Here is a 16509-nt window from a genome sequence, read left to right as displayed (position 1 = left end):
AAATGCAAAAACAGAGCTTTTTTGAATATGTTTTCACATAATTTTCTAAACTTTCGGTAAAAAAAATTATACTAACAGCAATTATCATTATTTTTTTAATCTTAAATTTAGTAAATTTACGTATTGCAAAAGCTGATTCGTATCTAATTCAAGATCATTTAAAATCTCTTTTTGTTTAGCTGTAAATGCGTTTCTACGAAGATATGTATCTGATATTTTTGTCACTTCAATTTTGGACAATTCATTAATTATTGTGATGTATGTTTCATTTCTCTTCCTTGCTATTAAATCTTTGCAATAAAACATTATGTAGGCCCTTACAATACCACTAATAAAGGTTAGAAATGTGTTAGATTCTAAAACTCCATCAGCGTATGAATAGTTGTTATTTAAGTTGGTTTGAGTTTTGAGCCATCAAACATTTTTTCAATGCTGTCTCTATCGTGATATGCATTTTGCTCTTCATCAATTGTTTTTTCAGTGTTTGTTACTATGACACAATATCAAGCGTTTTTTATATGTTTTTCAAATGATTCTTCCTTTGGTGTTACACTTAAAATTCTTCGTTTTTCATCAAGCTCAAAATCAAGATATTCAGAAAAATTATGTTCAACTTCTTTTGTTAATTTTTTCATATTTTTAACTTGCTCAACTAAGCGTGTAAAGTACTCAGTGTAAAATGAAACTCTTTCTGATTCTTTAATAGGTTCATAGAGCAAAGCAATATTAAATTTCTTATTTACATCATCAAAAACTTTGTCTTTCACAATCATTTTGAATGATTTTTTATCATTTGTTAAATTACTAATTTTATGTTTAAAATAAAAAACAACCATTTTTGAAGAAAAAAATAGTTATTTTATGAGATTTTGGTTGTTAGTATAATTTTTTACCGAAAGTTTAGATTTAACAAGCTTTGCTTGTTTTTTTATACTCAAATATGTGTGTTTTGGTCAAAAAATGTAACTTTTTTTGCATTATGAGCAACAAAATGTGGAAACATTTTTGTTTTCCATTATAATTAAAAAGCAAAATTTAATTTTGTAAATATACAAATAAAGGACAAAATGAAAATCACACAAAACTCTGATCGTGTTTTAGATCCTAAAAAGAAAATTTTGTATGGCTTTTTCTTATGAGGTTTTATTTCCTTTGCATACCTATTATTCGTTGCTAACTGAGGTTTCGCAGTTGGTCTTGCGGGTGGTGGTAAGGGAGATCCTGGTTTTTTAGGATACTTTGGTATAGAAAAAACACCATCATTTGATCTTATTAGCAATGCAGCTAACTGAGGTATTACAATCGGCAGGGGTATTGGTTCAGTAATTGTTGCAATACTTTTAGTACGTTTTGCACACAAAAATGCAACCACAATTGCGCTTGTATTAACTCTTCTTGGAATTCCTGCTCAATACTTGCCAGGTCAACCATGAGGTTATGCATTATTTTTAATTTTAAGAACTTTTATGGCAATTGGTGGAACAATGTTAATTATTTTAACTCAACCTATTGCTGCTAATTTCTTTCAAAAGAAACAAAAAGCAATTGTATCTCAATTTGGAATTTGATTTTATCCATTAGGTACAATTATTGCTGTTCTTCCATTTGTTGTTACTGGAAACACTGCATCAATAAGAGAACATTGACAAACTATTTTTACTACTATTTCAGCACTAAATATTATTCCATTAATAATCTTTATCTTCTTTGGTTCTAAATTTGATAAAGTACCTAAAAACACTGAAAGTAATGAACCAAAAACTAGAAGTTGAACAATTTTAAAAGGTTATCTCAAACAAAAAAGTACATGAGTATGAGTATTGCTTTATGGTGGATGACTTTGTGCAGTTGTGTTTCCAACATCACTTTCACACTTTATATTTAATTCATTAAGTGGTGTGGACAGAAAAAGTGAAGAATTTACATATTTTACAAAGCTAATTAGATATTGATATATAGCATTCCTTGCAGCTGTTTTTGTTGGACCAATTTCAATAGGTCTATGATCAAAATACAATTTAAAAAGAAAAACTTATGTTGCTTCTGTAATAATGATAGGTATCATAATGTACATACTTTCATTAATAACATTCATTTATGGTGTTTCTAAAAATAGTGTAGTCGCAACTGTATTCTTCTATATTTTTGGCTTCTTATGCGGTATGTGTTTATGAGGAATTCAAGGTGTTATATTAAATCTCCCACACGAGTATAAAGATAACAATCCTAAAACAATAGGCTGAATGTTTAGTTTAATCTGAGGTCTTGGATATATTGCATTTACAATTGTTCTAATCATTATAAGCTTAGTTTCGCTTATTGGAAAAGAAATTGGTGTCGGAAGCGATTTTAGTTACAGAATTATTGAGTTTGTAATTATTATTGTTGCTTCACTAATTGCAATTATTGGAACACTTTTACTTAAAGAACCATCAGATGATGCACAATCAATGCCAAATTGAATGAGAAAAATATTTAAATCTAAACGAAATTCAGCAAACAAATAATTAATGCACAACTTTTAAAAAAACACGTAAATACTGAAATTACGTGTTTTTTGATCTTTATTTAACGGTTTAATTACATACTAAACTTTCAAAAAAATTATACTAACAGCAATTATCATTATTTTTTTGCATAGTTTCGGAGCAAAAAACAAAAAAGTGTATTTTGACTAAAAATAACAGTCAATTTTACACTTTTTGTTTTTTACTCCGAATCTCAGGATTTTTGAAGAAAAATAGGTGTTTTATGAGATTTTGGTTGTTAGTATAATTTTTTAATGAAAGTTTATTATTAATTATTTTTAACTAAGCTATATGTTTAATTTTTTGAATTGTTGAAGCTTCACCGTAGTATGAAAGTTTATGTGCAAATGGATTATCTTTTTTATCTTTTCCATCATCTTTAAAGTTTTCATCTTTATTTACATAATTTCCATAAGCAATAATAGTTTCTAACATTGATTTGTTTTCATAGTATGGAGTAGTTTTCAACATTGTGTAATTATCTCCAGCTGCCACTAAATAGTCATTAGCAACAATAATATATTCTTGATTATCTACAATCTCTTTGCCATTGATTTTAATTGATGCATCTTGTGCAACTCTTTTTTCCTTACCGTCAACCATTTCTTTTTTAATGTCAAATTCAACATTTGAAGATCATTGGCCAAAACCACCTTTGCTAAACGATTCTGCTCCAAACTTAATAGTTTTTCTTAATACATCACCCTTAACTTTAACCGCACTTACACGTCCACCAAATGGATTCATGGCTATCATAGTTTCACGGGTAATATCGCCAGTTGGGACATCAATGCGTAAATCACCAGCATTTACTAAACCAACAACATTATCTAATGTTAAACTATCATTTGGATTTGGTTTAGCTTCATAGACTTCATAAGCAATTGCATCAGCTACAAAGACACCTAAGTTAGTTTGTCTTAAACGTCCAACTGTTCCATTAACTCCATCCACTGTTTCATTGCGCCCATGGATAAACTCAACAGTGTTTTTAAAGACTACAACACTATTTTTTTCTCCGTATTCAGCTTTAAGATCATTTATTAGCTTACTTTCAGATTTTTTAAGCTCAATTCCTAAGATGCTTGAAGTAATTTCATTAATATCACGAAGTGTTGAACTAATATTAACAATTTTGCCTGTTTTAGTATCAAAACGTAAGTTAATGTCTCCTAAATATTTAGTATATGCTTCTGTTTGTGTTTGATATGTATGACTATCGATACCTTCTTGATGTAATTCTACTTTAGTATGTGAGTGCCCGTCTAATAGTAAGTCAATATTTGGAACTTTTTTCAATAATCAATTAGATTCTCATTCTTTATTTTGTTCTCTATTAACACCTAAGTGAGTAATTGCAATTGTAAAATTAACATTTTCTTGTTCAATTTCAGCTAACACTTTTCTAGCTTCTTCCACTGGGTCTCCGAAGATAACATCAACTGAATTTTTAGGGTGTGAAGTGAACGCTGTATCTGGTGTTGTGATACCAAAAATAGCTATTTTAACACCTTTTATTTCCTTAATGATGTATGGTTTAAAAACTCTATCACCTTTATTGTGGCCATCTTTAGTTTCTTTCCAACGAATATTTGATGATAAAAATGGCATTTGTGGTTTATCTTTATCAGGGTTAATTTCATTATTTAAATCAATAATATGTTGCAAACCAAAGTCAAATTCATGGTTTCCAACTGCCACAGCAGCATAATTCATTTCCTTGGCAAGTTTAGTGATTGTTTTACCTTTATCACTGTCTGATAAAGGTAAACCTTGAATTAAGTCTCCAGCTGAAAGTAATAGGTCATAGTCGCGTCCTTGTAAATATTTACTTAATCCAACCATTCCTGAATAATTAGAATATTTTCCACCATCATATTCAATACGTCCATGCTCGTCATTTGTATGGTAAATTTTGAAGGTTTTGATGTGTGATTTTTCTTCAGCTTTACTTAATTCTTTGAATAACTTATTGTATTCTTCCTTAAGTGTTTTTACTTCAGGCGCAATATTTTTTAGATATTTGTCTAAATCTGCTTTAGCTTGAGTTTTCTTAGCTTCATCTTTACCGTTAATATCTTTTCTAAATTCTTTGATTTTTGTTGCATATGAAGCAATTTTTTTGTTATATTCTTCGTTGAATTTGTCATATTTTTCTCTAACTTTATCAATTTCTTTTTCCTGATTTGAACAAGAAACAACTGAAATAGTTGCTAATGCAGTATACATAACCCCAATCACAGGGAATAGTTTTAATTTTCTCATTTATATAACTCCTTTTATTCTTAATAATATTATAAAAAATAATTTTATTCTTTTATTTATATTTTAAGTTAGTAGGATCTAAAAAATACTGAATATGCATATTCTCCAATATATTTATTTTAATCAGCCATATACAGTATCTTTAGAAAAAAAACATTTAACTATATATTTATATATAAGTGGAATTTTTATTCTGAATTAGCTAAAAAATATGGGTTAAAATGAAAAAATCTAAGTCAAAACTATTATTTCTTTATTATTCTTTGAAAGTTTGTATCTCGATGGTATTTTCTTCCGCTTAATGTAATCATTCATAAATGATGATAAAAATATTAATAATGCTCAAAACCCTGTAGTACAGTCAAATTAGCAACCTAAACCAGAAGTAGAACTAATGCTAAAAGACAATTGTAATAGTCAAACAATAAATAAAAACATTATTTTTTGTGTGATTTTGGTAATTTATTTTACCTTTTGGTATTATTTTACTATGCTTTTAAAAGAATCGTTAAATTATGAACTGACTAATTTTCCTAATGAAAAAATAATAGCTGGCTTTGATGAAGCTGGTCGTGGTTGCTGTGCTGGTCCGTTGGTAGTTGCATGTGTTGTTTTTAATAATAATTATCAAAATAATTTGATTAACGATAGTAAAAAGCTAAGTATAAACGAACGAAAATTATCTTATGAAACAATAATTAAAGACGCTTTAGACGTAAAAGTAGAGATTATTGAACCTGCTGAAGTTGATAAATTAAATCCAAAGCAAGCTTCTAAAATCGGTATGCTTAGATGCTTGGAAAAGTTAAAAATTAAGCCTAGTTTATTGATTACTGACTTTGAAAAAATAGACCAAAACACCTATAAGCAGCTAAATTTAGTAAAAGGTGATAGTAAAGCTATTACTGTGGCAGCCGCTTCGATTATCGCTAAAGTCACACGTGATAATATTATGGATAATTATGCTAATATTTATCCACAATATCAATTTCATAAACATAAAGGATACTGCACTAAAATGCATCAAGAAGCAATAGAAAAATATGGTATATTAGATATACACCGTAAAAGCTACAAAAATATTAAAAAAATAATTGATTTACAAAAAGTGGAATAACTGAAAAATTTTTCATATTTTTTCAGTTCTTTTAATAATAGATTATCAAGCTTGGCAGAATGTAATAAAATTTATTCGTAGAACAAAATCTACGTTAATATTCATTATTTTCTAGGAGTAAAAAAATGGCAAAAATGAAAGCTTTTGTGGTGCGCTCACCACGTAACTGAAGTGTCGAAATGGTAGACATTCCAGAACCAAAAGAAAAAGAAGTATTAATTAAGATGGAAACTAGTGGAATTTGCCACACTGACTTACACGCGGCAAACTTCGACTGATTAGTTGAACCTAAATACCCACTTATTCCAGGACACGAAGGTATTGGTATTGTTGAAAAATTAGGACCTGGATGTACACACCTAAAAGTTGGAGACAGAGTTTGCTTAGCTTGATTACACGATGCTTGTGGACACTGTGAATTCTGCTTTACAGGTAAAGAAACATTATGTCCTACACAAAATATGTCAGCATACACCAAAGATGGTTCATATGCTGAATATGCTATTGGACATGAAGACTTCGTAGGAGTTGTTCCTGCAGGATTGGATATCATTTCTGGTGCACCTGTTGTTTGTGCTGGTGTTACAACTTATAAAGCTGTTAAACAAACAAAATTAAAACCAGGTGAATATGTAGCTGTTATTGGTGTTGGTGGATTAGGCCAAATGGCTATACAATATGCTAAAGCTATGGGTTACCGTCCAATTGGTATTGACTTATCAGACGATAAAGTTGAATTAGCAATTAAATCTGGTGCTGAATATGCATTTAACAGTAAAAAAGTTAATGCAGTTGAAGAAGTTGTTAAAGCTACAAATGGCGGTGTTCATGCTGTAATTAACACATCTGTTGCAACCCAAGCAGCTATCCAAGGTATGGAAATGCTTCGTCGTGGTGGTCGTCAAGTATTAGTTGGATTACCAGCTAAAGATAAATTAGGTAAAGACGAATTCCCAGTTTCAGTATTCTGAACAGTTCTATTTGAACGTGAATTAGCAGGTTCAATTGTTGGTACACGTAAGGATTTACAAGAAGCATTAGACTATGCGGCTCGTGGATTAGTTAAATCAGAAGTTACTAAAGTTGTTAAACTTGAAGAGGTTGCGGACATTTTTGAAAAACTTCAAAAAGGTGAATTCCTTGGTCGTGCAGTTATCGACTTCCGTAAATAATAATTTAAAAAAATGGCCTTAAAAGGTCATTTTTTATATGTTTTTCGCAAAATAAACAAAAAATTATCCCTAACATAGGGATAATTTTAACGTTTATTTACTTAAACGTGTTTCATATACAGAGGCAAATGTACGGTTTCTACGTTTTTCAAATTTTACATATCCTGTAATTAAAGCATAAATTGTATCGTCTTTACCAATTCCAGCGTTTGTACCTGGGAAAATTTTAGTTCCTCTTTGACGGAAGATAATTGATCCCGCTGTACAGAATTGACCATCACCTAGTTTAATGCCTAGTCTTTGTCCGCGACTATCACGACCGTTTCTAGTCGATCCACCGGCTTTCGTGTGTGCCATTTCTTATTATCCTAAAATTGATGTAATGTTAACACGTGTGTAAGGTTGACGGTGACCTAATTTACGCTTGTGAGTTGATTTTGCATTGTGACGATATACAATAATTTTTTTAGCTTTTCCTTGCTTTTGAATTAAGCCTTCTACTTTTGCTTTTTCTACATATGGTTTACCAATTTTTTCGCCAACTAGTAATACCTTGTCGAAAGTCACTTTTGAGCCTTCTGCTCCTTCAATTTTCTCAATAAAAATTGTTTGACCTTCTTCAACTAAAATTTGTTTGCCTCCAGTTTCAATAATAGCTTTCATCTATTATGCTCCTGATTTTGTGGCTCATCTTTAAGGCGGAATTACTTCACTTATAGCCTGTTCAGAATGGTTACAAAGTAACATGGTTATTATAGCTTTAATTAATTAAAAAGATAGTAAATTTTTCAAAAAAATAGGAGCATTTTATACAAAATTATTTATTAATAAGCATAATAAATTGGCATAAATACTGGTTGTTGATTTGGCACGACTGCTGGAGCAGGTGCTTTTGTTTTAGGTGAGTTCGGTGTTAAGGCGACTGATTTTGGTTCATTTTTTTCTCATTTGATGCTTGATTTACCTGTTTTAGCTTCGCCCTTAGGCACTGTAAACATCCGCACAATATTAGTGATTAGTGAAATTCCTTCAAAAATTAATCCACCAATGGCGATGGCAGCAGTAATAGAACCACCATAAGTATTTGCTTGCTCATTTTCAGTTAATTTTCTTAACTTAGTTTGATTCATTTTACCTCCTTTCATAGGTTTATAACCATTAGCTTAATAAGTTTGTAAAAAAAGAAAAAAATAGAATTTTGCATTTTAAAAAATAAAACTTACCACCTAGGTAAGTTTTAAACTCCTGTTTTACTAATTAGTTTCTATGTCGAGTTCTAAAAGCTCTTGAATTATTAGCCGTTAATCTTGCACCATGATTAAATGTTTTGGTGTTATTGATTCTTTTTAACTCATTAAGAATTTGTTCTTCATTAGTTAATACTGGTTCCGCATTTGATTCTTCAGCCTTCTTTTTACGACGATTTTCAGCTAAAATGAAAATAGTGTAAATAACCATTAAACCAATATAAATGAAAAGTGAAACAATTACAAATGAGATAAGATTACTGATAAATTTACCAATAAGCATACCATTTTCTAATTTTCATTCTTCTAATTTAACACCTTTTAAATATTTAGTTATAGGAGCCATTATAATGTCGTCAGCCAAAGATCTAACTACAGAATTGAATACAGTTCCTAGTAGTAAACCAATAGCCAACATGAACATATTTCCACGTTTAACAACGCTTCATGCTTTTTTTGACGCTTTTTTTAACATAAAAATATGTTAACATATTTATTACTAAAAGCCAAATTAAAAACGGTATTTAGCCGTTTTTTAATGTTATTTTAAACATTTCTATTGATCGTGACATCAGCATATTTGATAACTCTGTCATTAAGTTTATAGCCTTTATCATTTACTTCAATAATAATGTTATCACCAACTGTCTTATCATTTTTAACATTTAAAACTTTATGTAATTCTGGGTTGAATTCGCTTCCAATGTTTGGCTCAATTTCGACTAATCCAAAGCGTGCAAAGACGTTTTCGATCATTTTTAAAACCATAGTGAAGCCCATAACATAATTTTTAACATCTTTATTATTGCTTTGCAATCCTGAGATAACAGCTCTTTGTAAGGTTGAGTATGTTGGTATAAATTCTTCAAAATATTTTTGTAAGCCATGTTTTTTAACATTTAAAAGCTCTTTTTCAAAGACATTTTTCTTAATTTCTAATTCGTTTTTTAAACCTTCAAGTTTAACTTCTAATACTGCTTGCTCTTTTAACATCGAATTGCGCTTCGCAGACATTTCAGAAAGAATGTTTTCTGTTTTTTTGATTTGAGATTCTTGAAGTAAATTTTCCTTAATTAAGCCTAGTACAGACTTAGGAGTAAAATTTGTTATTTTAATTTTGAAGATTATTTCATGATTTTGTCATGCTTTAATTTCAAAGTCTGAGGGCATCATGATTTTTAAGGTAATTGTTTCTTTTAGCTCTGTATTGATGAGGTTTTCGCTAATTATCTTTTCTTGTCATGTTACTTTATTGCCTAAAATTAAGTGGCAATCAGAATTTGAATATTTTTTATACTCTTTTTTATTTTTAGGGTTTTCGACAATTAGAGTATAGATAATTTCATCCCCTTCATTAAAAAATTTAAATTCATTAATGTTCATAGTCTATTCTTCCTTTTTCATCTTGCTCGATTATTTCTTCTAATAGTTGTAAGGCACTTAAACTTTTGCGATAGTCCATTTTATCGGTTCCAATAGCAGATATTTCAGTTATTTTTCCGCCTTTTTGTAATTTTTTAGTGATTATTGCACTGTGATCTGGATTTACACTGATACGTATATTGCTATCATCGTCGAAATGCTTTTCGATTGTTTTTCAAATTGACTCCGTTTCAATATAATGCAAGATTTTAGTTAGATCAGTTCTTGAAATTTCATCCGCAAGAATAATGTTTCCTTTGCCATAAACAATATTTTTGTTTTTAAGCTCAAAATTGAATACTTCTGTAACGAAATTATGAATCAGACCTTCATAATTTTTAATGTAGTTAGCTAAAATTGGTGAAATACTTTTAACATAAATAGGCAATTGTAAAATTGGTACGTTAATTAGTCTCTCTTTGAATACTCTTATTGCGATTCTTAAATCATCCATTGAACATTCACGAGAACTAAATTTAATTGTCTTATGTGAAACTTCGCCATAAGAAGTAACTAAAATGACTGTAGCTTGATTTTCGGTTAGTGGTACTAGTTGGATGCTTTTTAATGTTGCATCTTCGTTAGTTTCGCTTGTGACTAATGTGATGCCAGCCGCATCTGAAATTATGTTAGCAGCTTCTTGAATTGTTGTTTCAATTCCAACTCTTCTTTTAGCAAAAATATCGCTAATATGGTTTTTGATTGCTTCAGTATCTTTAGATACTAAAAACTCTGCATAATAATTATAGCCAATATTTGAAGGAATTCTTCCGCTTGAGGTGTGAGTTTTTTGTAAATAACCTTTGTCTTCTAAGTCCTTCATAATATATCTAGCTTTAGCTGATGACATTTTTAAGCCATGAGTTTCTATTAGATATTTTGAACCGATTGGGATACCGGTGCTAATATAATCTTCAACTATTAAGCGCAATAATTGTCTTTCTTCCGGGTCTAATTCATGTAAATATAGCATAAATTAATTATACTAGAAAATAGCAATAAGATAATAAGAGTGCTAAAAGTAAAATATTACCAATTTAACTGTGCTATAGTCAAAACGGGAACAAACGAAAATAAGAAATCAAACAATTTACATTATTCTGCTAATATAATTATCATTTTATTCATTGTTATATTTAATTATTGTAGATATTAGAATATAATTAAGATTATTAACTAAAGGAGCTAATATGTTTAATAAAATTAAAGGTACAAGAGACTTAAATCCACAAGAAATGTCTGTTTATGAATTAATTCGTAATGTTTTTATCTCTAGTTCACATAATTATAATTTTAATTTGATAGATACGCCAATAATTGAACCAAGCGAACTATATCGAAGATCAGTTGCTTCTAGCGATATTGTTAAAAAAGAAATGTATGAATTTGTTGATAAAGGTGATAGAAAAATAGCTTTAAGACCAGAAGGAACAGCAGGATTTGTGCGGGCTTTGGTTGAAAATAAATGATATGCAACATTAAAAAATAATAAGTTCGCTTACTTTGGCCCAATGTTTCGTTATGAACGTCCTCAAAAAGGACGTCAACGCCAGTTTTATCAAGCGGGAGTTGAAGTAATTTCTGACGAAAATGCCTATACTGATGCTGAATTAATCATTTTAGCTAGCCAAATTTTAACTATTTTAGATTTACCTTATACTTTGAAAATTAATTCAATAGGCACAATGGAAGAAAGAGAAAAATATCAAAAAAACTTAAGAGAATATTTCTCAAATTATAAAGAACAGTTAACAGAAATTAGCTTGGATCGCCTCGAAAATAATGTATTAAGAATACTGGATGACAGAAACGAAAACTTTAAGCCTTTTGTTAAAAATGCTCCTAAAATAACTCCTTTTTTAAGCGAAAAAAGCAAGAAATATTTTGATGATGTATTAAAAATATTAAAAGAAAATGACATCAAATATGAGATTGATACTAATTTAGTTAGAGGTCTAGATTATTATGATAATGTCGTTTTCGAGTTTGTTTCAACCGCTGATGAAGCAGGGACACAAGCCACATTAATAGCTGGTGGACGCTATTCAAATTTAGTTAGTGAACTAGGAGGACCAAATACTTCGGCTGCAGGATGAGGATTTGGAGTAGACCGCAGCGCAGAGCTAATTTTAGACAAAAAAAGCAATTACGATGCTGAGTCAATTGATATATTAATGGCTTCAACCTCTGAAGATAAAATGCCAAAAATGTTTTCTTTAGCTAATGAGCTTAGAAGCCTAAATATACGTACTGAATTTGTTAAAAACCCTTTAAAAAGTAAAAAAATCTTCGAAAAAGCCGAAAAGAATAACGCGAAATTTGTTATCTTTGATGATCCTGCAAAAGAAAACCTTTTCTTAGTTAAATCATTAGAATCCGGAGATAAAATTTATTTCGCTTATAATGAAGATGGGTACATGGATTTATTAGATTTTTTAGCTGATAATGGTTTAGAAAAACTAAATCAAATTGAAATTGAGGAAGAATAATTAAAAAAGTCCGTGCGTGGACTTTTTTAATCATTAACAATAATATCTTGAAAATTAGTAATTCCTTGGTCATTTAAAGGTTTTTCATAATAAAATTGGACAATTTCTTGATCAAAATCATTAACATAAGCTGTATTATTTTCAGTTGGGAATACTCCAATAACTAAATCAAGGGCCTTAATTAAGGATAATTGTTCTTCGGTGGTAAGACTTTGAGCAAATTTAATTATTTGTTTATCTTTATTTGCATCTTGGCTAGTCAATAATATTTTTAGAGGTTGTAATATATTTTTTATTTTAGTAGAATTTATTATATTCTCATTTTGCCAGAATGACTGTAGTATAGATGAAATGGAAGAATCATTAATAATTTGTTTTAAATATTGGCTAAATGTATTAATATTTGTTTCTATTGTTTTATATCTTAAAATAGCATTTAAATCATTTTGTTTGGCGTAATGATAAGATACATTTAACCTTGGATCAATAGAATTAAATAAATTTATTAGTTTTTCATAAAAAGAGTCTAAAAAAGAGTTTTTTTCTGCATAAACAGGTATTGAAAAACTCATTTTTTGATTTTTATATTTTGGATTCTGTATATAAAAATCATCAATATTATTTTTTAAAATTTCTTTGTAAATTTCAAAATCCGGAGATTTTATTTGTTTACTTACATCAATAATATTTTCATTTTTAAAAAAGTTATCAATATCATTGTTCGGTCCATATTCAGTGTGTTTAACTATTAAATTAAATTTATTATTTTTTGTCTCTCAAATTCATTTTTGATTGATTAAATATCTATATTCATAGGTTTTTTTAGCATTTGTTGTAGCTGCATTTATACTATCAAATAATAAGTTTTGCCCAATTAATGAATTTCAATAATTTCTTTTATTTAAGATATTTGCCAATGTCTTTGTATTAAATATATTACTGAATACATTCCTGAAAATAATTGAATTATAATTAAAATAATTTTCTTTAGCTAATGACGGATTTTGTTTAATTTTGTCAATATCATAACCAAAATAAAATTTTGCTAATACATCATTAAAATAGATATTTTTAGACAAATCCAATTCATTATTTCATCAAGTTTTTATAGTGTTTGTATTGGTTGAATTTGGTATTGAAAATGTCAATCCATATAATTTAAAAAGCTGAGATATTTCTTTTTGTTGTTTAGAATTAAATTCATTATATGGCGCTTGTGAAATTAAATTTTGCCTGAAACCATTAAATAGTTGCAATCGAAAAGTTTGGCTGTCAATTGGAAGTGGATTAAATTTAATACTTATTTTATTAATTCCGTTGTTTGAAGCTTTGTATTCTTCATTTTTTATGAATTTTTGGATGTTTGGTTTATTTTCCTTTAAGATAAATGGACCTGCAAAAAGTAAATTGTTAATATTTTTATTTTTAATATTCTTGTGTCCAAAAGCACTGTATACAAGATTATTTGGTAATTCATTCAAAATAAAATTTTCTAATGATTCATTAGTTAAAAATGTTATTTTATTTTCCTTAAAATCTACTTCTTTTGGTATGTTTATAGATAGTTCTTTATGTAATTTTTTGACTTTTTCAAAATTATCTTCGTAATTAAGTGAATTTCAAAAGCTTTTGGCATCTACTCTATAACTAGTTTTGTTGCCGTTATTATCTACAAAATATAAGTTATCTTTTAATACAAAAGTAATTTTTTTAGCCTTTGCTAGTGAAGAAAAGAAATTTTCACTATTAATATTATTTTTATCATCAGAATAAGCATTAACTATTCCGTTTTGATTGGCTTTTTTTCTTAATTTCTGATCGATTTCGTCCTTAGTAAATGAAATTGTTGTGCCATTAACATCTAAAATAACTTCTTTAGCTAAAGCAAACTCTAATGACTTTAATGTCACACGATAATATTCATTATTTACATAATCATATCTAGCCTTACCGTGATATTTTCATCTAATCAATGGTGCAAAAAGTGCTGATTCATAGTGCTTTTCGACACGCTTTACTCTATTTATTATTCCGCCGTCTTCTAAATCATTCACGTCATTATATTGAATAATATAATGTGATGCATCAGCTTTTGCTCGCACATTAAAACATGAAATTGAGCTAAAGGGCAAGGCAATTAATGGGGTTAAAATTAGTATTCTCTTTTTCATTTTAATTACCAGCCTTTCGACCAAAAACAGGGATAGAAGCAACGTATAAATTTAATCCAATAATCTTTAATAAAACAATATAAAGAGATGTTAGGGAGATAACAAAAACTGTATAGACTACATTATCTAATTGATCAAGGACATTTTTAAAAACATTTCCTATGTTAGCATATTTAATAATATTTTCTATATTGAAAAATGCTAAGGCTGCTAAAGTCAATAACATTAAGGCAATATTATCTGTTAAAACGCTTAATAATTTAAATAAGATTTGAGGCATTATTATTTTTCAAATAATTCTATTGTTTGATAAACCACTAACAATATATGAGCTAATAAATTCTTTGTTTTTAAGTTCATTGCTATAAGCAAAAGCTGAATAAAAAACCGATATTGTACCAAGCAATCCTAAAATCAAAATAGCATTTACATGCGAATAACCAGTGTAATTAAAGATTAAAAATGCTAAGATTAAATATGGAATTATAGCCACAGTGTTAAATAAGTATGAACTTAGTTTAGAAATATTTTTTAGTGCAAAATAACCTAAATAGGTTCCTAATATTGCGCCTATGAAAAGTTGAATTAGACCAGCTATTATGGTGATTAGAATTGAAAAACCAAGTGAATTGATGAATAAAGAAAATAAATCAAATCCATTTGCATCGGTGCCAAAAACATAATAAACTTTTTTCCCAAAAACACTGTAAATAAGGGCATATGGATCATATGTTATTAAAATTTGATCATTGCTTTGAACCAAAGATTTTATGATATCGTTATTGATTTTATGGTGTTCAACAATAAAATTAATCATTGGATCATTATAATTGAATTTTTGGAATGTTTGTGGATTGCTAGCATTAGGCAAGTTATAAAATAAGAAGCTATTTTGTACACTTTCGTTGTAAGGCTGTCTATAAAAAATGGCCGATAATATTAAAAATAGTGATAATAAAAACGAAATAATTACTGCAATAATCGCGATTTTATTATTGCTAAAACGATTAAAAAAAAGCTTAAAGGTACTTTTTTGGAAAGCAAAATTATTTGAATTATGTTCATGAGTAGTTAAATGAAAAAGGCTTTTGTGGAATTTATCTTTATTATTATTTTGAGGTAAATGAGGGTGATGACGATTTGAAAAATTATGCATTTAATACCCCCTTTTTGAAAAATTTTTTCTTTTTATAATGCAAAACAATCCTGCTAAAATACATTTTAGTTATATCGACTCTTATGAAATCATAAGTTAATTCAGCAAAAAAGTTTAAAGAAAAGAAAATTATAATCTTAAAAAACATCAAACACATTATGGTATTGATTTCTTTAATTTTAAAAAGAGAAAGTAAAATTATGGATTGGCCTGGTATTTGGAATATTCTTTCTATAATTAATGAATAACTATCCAAAAGCAATAAAAGAGGCATTAAATATAAACTGATTTCTGCTATTAGATTTTTCAAAACACCTTTAAAAAAGATGCTTTTAGACGAAAGACCTGATGCCTTCATAATTAAAATATAATCAGAAGACAAAATTATTAATGTTGCTTTTTTTACAACAATAGCCATAAAAGCTAATCCAGTTAGTGAAAGAAGTAAAACAGGAAAGGTGTATGAGAGAATAAAAAAACCAAATCCATATTCTGAAATAGTTACAGGCATAATTGGTATATCGTTTATTTCTGCAATAACTAAAAGAATTGGCGCAATTATAAAGGTCGGTATTGCGGCTAAAGCAAAAATTATTATTGAAAAAAAACTATCAATATTTGTATTGTTTTTATAAGCACTAATACATCCGAAAATAAATCCTAAAAATAAAGCAATAATAAATGAAACAAGTAAAAAACCAAATGAAACAGCATAGTAATTTCAAAATAGTTCTATTGAATTATTAAATGAAGTTTGCAACTGAATATTATTTATAGGACCAAAACCACGAAAAATATTTTTAAAAAAGTCTAAAAAACCTATAAATAAGGGTTTTTCGCTACTTAAAAATAAATTTACTGCGATATAAGCAAAAACGATACTTATAAGTATCGATAAGATTGTGAGAATAATTTTTTTAACCAAATATTTATTTATGCTCA

Annotated in this window: 16 protein-coding genes; 4 read left to right on the top strand and 12 right to left on the bottom strand. The window is 28.3% G+C overall.

Annotated features, from left to right (window positions below; all coding sequences use genetic code 4):
- Nucleotides 1–87: 87 nt before the first annotated feature.
- A complete protein-coding gene (locus T385_RS0102245) occupies nt 88–306 on the bottom strand; it encodes a hypothetical protein (RefSeq protein WP_029906167.1) in 219 nt (72 codons plus the stop codon).
- Between the two features lie 83 nt (nt 307–389).
- The gene (locus T385_RS0102240; RefSeq protein ID WP_156953953.1) at nt 390–773 is read right to left on the bottom strand and encodes a hypothetical protein; all 384 of its coding nucleotides are present in this window, start codon (nt 771–773) and stop codon (nt 390–392) included.
- Nucleotides 774–1067: 294 nt separating this feature from the next.
- On the opposite strand from T385_RS0102240, the gene T385_RS0102235 reads away from it, so the two are divergent.
- Nucleotides 1068–2507, top strand: a complete 1440-nt coding sequence (locus T385_RS0102235; protein ID WP_051677968.1) for a hexose phosphate transporter — start codon at nt 1068–1070, stop codon at nt 2505–2507.
- A gap of 303 nt (nt 2508–2810) precedes the next feature.
- On the opposite strand, the gene T385_RS0102230 is transcribed toward T385_RS0102235, so the two are convergent.
- Nucleotides 2811–4793, bottom strand: a complete 1983-nt coding sequence (locus T385_RS0102230; RefSeq protein WP_051677967.1) for a bifunctional metallophosphatase/5'-nucleotidase — start codon at nt 4791–4793, stop codon at nt 2811–2813.
- A 490-nt stretch (nt 4794–5283) separates the two neighbouring features.
- On the opposite strand from T385_RS0102230, the gene T385_RS0102225 reads away from it, so the two are divergent.
- The gene (locus T385_RS0102225) at nt 5284–5910 is read left to right on the top strand and encodes a ribonuclease HII (protein WP_029906159.1); all 627 of its coding nucleotides are present in this window, start codon (nt 5284–5286) and stop codon (nt 5908–5910) included.
- 134 nt (nt 5911–6044) lie between these two features.
- Nucleotides 6045–7082 (top strand): zinc-dependent alcohol dehydrogenase, encoded by a 1038-nt coding sequence (locus tag T385_RS0102220; protein WP_029906157.1) that lies wholly within the window; start codon nt 6045–6047, stop codon nt 7080–7082.
- A gap of 93 nt (nt 7083–7175) precedes the next feature.
- Here the strand turns inward: T385_RS0102220 and rpmA are convergent, their stop codons facing one another.
- The 6 genes from rpmA to hrcA form a co-directional block, all read right to left on the bottom strand.
- Nucleotides 7176–7439 carry a 50S ribosomal protein L27 gene (gene rpmA, locus T385_RS0102215; RefSeq protein ID WP_029906155.1) on the bottom strand — a complete coding sequence of 88 codons (264 nt, stop codon included), beginning with the start codon at nt 7437–7439 and terminating at the stop codon, nt 7176–7178.
- Between the two features lie 6 nt (nt 7440–7445).
- Nucleotides 7446–7745: a 50S ribosomal protein L21 gene (rplU, locus tag T385_RS0102210; RefSeq protein WP_029906153.1), complete on the bottom strand. Its 300-nt coding sequence runs from the start codon at nt 7743–7745 to the stop codon at nt 7446–7448.
- Nucleotides 7746–7906: 161 nt separating this feature from the next.
- Entirely contained in the window at nt 7907–8212 is a 306-nt protein-coding gene (locus T385_RS0102205; RefSeq protein ID WP_029906152.1) for a hypothetical protein, read from the bottom strand.
- Between the two features lie 127 nt (nt 8213–8339).
- Nucleotides 8340–8804 (bottom strand): large conductance mechanosensitive channel protein MscL, encoded by a 465-nt coding sequence (locus T385_RS0102200; protein ID WP_051677966.1) that lies wholly within the window; start codon nt 8802–8804, stop codon nt 8340–8342.
- Nucleotides 8805–8875: 71 nt separating this feature from the next.
- Nucleotides 8876–9712 (bottom strand): nucleotide exchange factor GrpE, encoded by an 837-nt coding sequence (grpE, locus tag T385_RS0102195; protein ID WP_029906149.1) that lies wholly within the window; start codon nt 9710–9712, stop codon nt 8876–8878.
- Nucleotides 9702–10724 carry a heat-inducible transcriptional repressor HrcA gene (gene hrcA / locus T385_RS0102190; RefSeq protein WP_029906147.1) on the bottom strand — a complete coding sequence of 341 codons (1023 nt, stop codon included), beginning with the start codon at nt 10722–10724 and terminating at the stop codon, nt 9702–9704. Before hrcA ends, grpE begins: the two co-directional genes overlap by 11 nt.
- A 217-nt stretch (nt 10725–10941) precedes the next feature.
- Between hrcA and hisS the strand changes: the two genes are divergently transcribed.
- Nucleotides 10942–12240, top strand: a complete 1299-nt coding sequence (gene hisS / locus T385_RS0102185) for a histidine--tRNA ligase (RefSeq protein WP_029906144.1) — start codon at nt 10942–10944, stop codon at nt 12238–12240.
- Between the two features lie 26 nt (nt 12241–12266).
- On the opposite strand, the gene T385_RS0102180 is transcribed toward hisS, so the two are convergent.
- The 3 genes from T385_RS0102180 to T385_RS0102170 are packed head-to-tail and all read right to left on the bottom strand — an operon-like array spanning nt 12267 to nt 16492.
- A complete protein-coding gene (locus T385_RS0102180) occupies nt 12267–14411 on the bottom strand; it encodes an OppA family ABC transporter substrate-binding lipoprotein (protein ID WP_029906142.1) in 2145 nt (714 codons plus the stop codon).
- A gap of 1 nt (nt 14412) precedes the next feature.
- On the bottom strand, nt 14413–15567 hold the full coding sequence (locus T385_RS0102175) for an ABC transporter permease subunit (protein ID WP_051677965.1): 1155 nt from the start codon (nt 15565–15567) through the stop codon (nt 14413–14415).
- Entirely contained in the window at nt 15560–16492 is a 933-nt protein-coding gene (locus T385_RS0102170; protein ID WP_220094702.1) for an ABC transporter permease subunit, read from the bottom strand. Before T385_RS0102170 ends, T385_RS0102175 begins: the two co-directional genes overlap by 8 nt.
- Nucleotides 16493–16509 lie beyond the last annotated feature (17 nt).

Source organism: Mycoplasmopsis opalescens ATCC 27921, from assembly GCF_000712185.1.
Lineage (GTDB): Bacteria > Bacillota_I > Bacilli_A > Mycoplasmatales > Metamycoplasmataceae > Mycoplasmopsis > Mycoplasmopsis opalescens.
This window is presented reverse-complemented; position numbering and strand designations above follow the sequence as displayed.